This window comes from Bartonella sp. AP65SXKL (genome assembly GCF_042195725.1).
Lineage (GTDB): Bacteria > Pseudomonadota > Alphaproteobacteria > Rhizobiales > Rhizobiaceae > Bartonella.
Genome location: NZ_JBHIOW010000040.1, coordinates 1 through 3,438, shown reverse-complemented (window position 1 = coordinate 3,438; position 3,438 = coordinate 1). Strand labels below are relative to the sequence as shown.

3 protein-coding genes are annotated in these 3,438 nt (G+C 42.9%); all 3 read left to right on the top strand.

Annotation, left to right across the window (positions count from 1 at the left end):
- On the top strand, window positions 1-1,275 hold a 1,275-nt coding region (locus ACFIMP_RS09375; RefSeq protein WP_524535892.1), incomplete at its 5' end, for a portal protein.
- A gap of 13 nt (window positions 1,276-1,288) precedes the next feature.
- Entirely contained in the window at window positions 1,289-2,182 is an 894-nt protein-coding gene (locus ACFIMP_RS09370) for a hypothetical protein (RefSeq protein ID WP_375686312.1), read from the top strand.
- A gap of 91 nt (window positions 2,183-2,273) precedes the next feature.
- On the top strand, window positions 2,274-3,401 hold the full coding sequence (gene bgtG / locus ACFIMP_RS09365) for a BaGTA-type gene transfer agent major capsid protein (protein WP_375686311.1): 1,128 nt from the start codon (window positions 2,274-2,276) through the stop codon (window positions 3,399-3,401).
- Window positions 3,402-3,438: the final 37 nt, after the last annotated feature.

Genomic DNA, 3,438 nt, shown 5'->3' with positions numbered 1-3,438 from the left:
ACGCTTGTTGAATGCCGTTGGTTTGAAAGCGAGCGATATTACAAAGCGCCCGATTTAAGCACTGGAGAACTTCGTGATTATAGCGAAGAAGAATTTAAGCAGCTCCAGTGCATGATGCCCGATATCCAAGGGGCAGCTTTCAATAAAAAGGTTGTAAGACGTGCTTTTTTAGGGAGAAAATTGCTTGAATCCCCCGATCAACCTTTAGTTCCAGCTGGTCAATTGGGTTGGGAGTGTATAACGGGGTATTTTGACAAGATAGAACGGCAATTTTATGGGGTTGTGCGCCCGACAAAAGATCCACAACGGTGGGCGAATAAATATTTCAGTCAAGTGATGTATATCCTTAATAGCCAATCCAAAGGGGGGCTTATTGTCGAGGAAGGGGCGTTTAAGGACATCAGGCAGGCTATGCAAGATTGGGCGCGGGCTGATGCGTTGCTAGTTGCTGAAGATGGCGCTCTTGCAGAAGGCAAGATACAACCAAAGCCTGTAGCACAGTTTCCAGAGGGCTTTTTCCAGCTGTTTAATGAAGCTAAGGAAGCAATTAATCAGGTGACGGGTTTATCGCCCGAATTCATTGGCACAAGAGAAGTGACACAAGCGGGTATTTTGGAGGCACAACGACGCCAATCCAGTTTAAATCTGCTTGCTTGTCTGTTTGATGGTTTACGTTTGTACCGCAAGCGGCAAGGTAAGATTATTTTGCACTTGATACAGAATTACTTGTCCGATGGTCGTTTGGTACGGATATCTGGTGAAGAGAATGCGCAATATATTCCATTGACGCGTGAAGAAGTAACGAGTGTCGAGTATGATATTGTAGTTGATGATGCGCCAACCAGCCCGAATGAGAAAGAGCGCACCTTTGGTATCATCACACAGCTGCTCCCATTGCTTCAAAATGCGATTACGCCGGATATTATGCTTGATCTACTTCGTTATTCTCCATTGCCTGCGTCATTGCTTAATCGTGTGAGTGAGAAGATGCAACAGCAGCAAATGGCACAACAAGCCCAACAACAGCAAATGAATCCGGAACAAGAAATGAAGTTGCAGGAAAAGCAGCAAGATATTGCGGCTAAAAGTCAGATGCAACAGATGGATTTACAAGGCAAGCAGATTGAATTGGTCATGCGTCAAAAGAGAGCAGAATTGGAAGCGGAATTGATGCAACAGAAGCATGAGCTTGAACGGGAGCGTATTCTTAATGAACGAGCGCAAAATCAAATCATGCGTGAAAGAGCGGCAACATACAGAGGAAGAAGCATTTGAGAGAGGTTAGAGAATGAATGCAGAAATGAACGAAGCTATGAATGAAGATTACAGAGTTGGAGCACCGGTCTTTGATGATGAGAGCTCTTTTGATGCTGGCACTTATGATGGTGAAACGATTGATAATGATGATGTCACCTCTCCAGAGCCGGTTGCACAGCCCGTTGAAAAACCTTCAGAGATTGTTCCTAGTATAGAACAGCAGCGTATGGAGCAACAAGCCAAACAAGCCCGTGAAGCGCTTGTAAAGTTTTATGAACCCCAATCCCAGACGCCAATGGTTGAAGGTGAAAATGCACCCCCAGACCTACGTGAGGACCCTGTTCGTTTAGTGGCGTGGATGCTAGATAAGATTCAAAAGCAAGATGCGTATATTAGGGAACAGAAAGAAGCGCTAAGACAAGCTGAGGAACAGCAGCAGCATGATATACGTCTTGGTGAATTTTTTAATAATTCTGTTAAGTCGTTTCAAAATAAATCCAGTGATTTTGATGCCGCGGCAAATTTTCTTTATGAGGCACGCGCAAAGGAATTGAGTTCTTGGTCATCACTTTATCCTGAGTATGGACAACAAAACACAATAGATGCGATTATAAGAGATCAATTGCATGCTCTTGTAGCGACTTGTGCACAAAGAGATCTCAATCCGGCAGAAGAGATTTATAGAATAGCGCAAAATCTTGGCTATCAGAACCAAGCATTACAAGCGAATAATCAAGTTGCTGCGCTTCAAAGCCGGCAGAATTCTGCGAGAACCTTAACGGCATCTGGTGGAGGGGGCAGTGTTGGACCAATCACTTTAGCAAGCATTGATAGGATGTCAGAAGAAGAATTTGACGTTTGGATATCAAATCCGAAAAATAAAGCGATTTTTCGGCAATTACACGGTGCAGGTAACGGGTATTAAGAGTGCATTTTATAGAAATTAGCCTGTTTTATGCAGGGTTATGGTCCGGCTTTTAAGCCGGTTTTTTTTACAGCAAAGAAAGGTAAAATCAATGGCATTAACAACAGTTAGAGCAGATGATCCTCATGCGATAAGCACGTGGTCAAAATTATTAAATACAGAAGTTTCAAAGGCGATACCTATTGCCCCCCTTATAGGCAAGGGTTCAAACAGCATTATTCAACTTAAAACTGAAACACAGAAGGGCAGAGGGGATTGTGTTACATTTAGCTTACGTACACAGCTTTTGGGACGGGGAGTTACCTCAGGACAGACGCTTGAGGGGAATGAAGAGGCATTACAATTCCTTCATGACAGACTATATATTGACGAGCTTTCGCATGCAGTTCGTGTAGAAAATGAAGGTAGTATAGCGCAACAACGTACAACGTTTGATTTGCGTGACGAAGCAAAAGATGGCTTAGTTGATTGGTATGCAGATCGCTTAAGCTTGATGTTTTTCATTCAAGCTTGCGGATATACAGCAAGGACAATCTCTTTTGAAGATCGGATGATAGATATCGAGAATGTGCATTATGGATTTAATGAACCTCTGGCACCAAGTAGTAAGCGAATTATCCGTCCAGATGGTAAAACCAAGGATGAAGAGCTAAGTGAAGCGCCAAAACACAGCTTTAGTTTGAAGCTTATTGACGAAGCTGTAAAAATGGCGAAACTTGCTAATCCCAAAATTCGACCAGTACGTGTGAATGGGGAGAGTGTTTATGTTCTCTATTTGCATCCAACACAAGTGATGCAATTGCGTACCAATACAGAGACTGGTCAGTGGCTTGATATACAAAAGGCGGCTTATTCAGGTTCGCGTGCGAAGAATCCGATCTTTGATGGTTCACTAGGCATGTATAATGGTGTGATTTTACGTGAATCTGAACATGTCACCCATGGGGTTAAATCTACCGATCATACAGCGAAAAAAAGTGTGCGTCGTGCTGTTTTTCTTGGAGCACAAAGTATCGTTATGGCTTTTGGAAATAATCGCAATGTCAATCGCTATAAATTGGTGGAAGAGCATTTCGACTATCAACGTTACTATGGTTTGTCTGCGAAAACACTGATTGGCATGAAGAAAACCCGTTTCAAATTTCCAAATAGCTCTCAAGCAGCGCAAGATTTTGGAACGATTGTTATCCCCACCTACAGTGGTGAACCTGATAATTAATCATAGGGAGGAAACAAGACATGGCAGATCAATTACC

Bases quoted from the DNA above. Each gene is read 5' to 3' on its own strand.
- ACFIMP_RS09370 (WP_375686312.1), top strand. From the start codon at position 1,289: ATGAATGCAGAAATGAACGAAGCTATGAATGAAGATTACAGAGTTGGA.
- bgtG (WP_375686311.1), top strand. From the start codon at position 2,274: ATGGCATTAACAACAGTTAGAGCAGATGATCCTCATGCGATAAGCACG.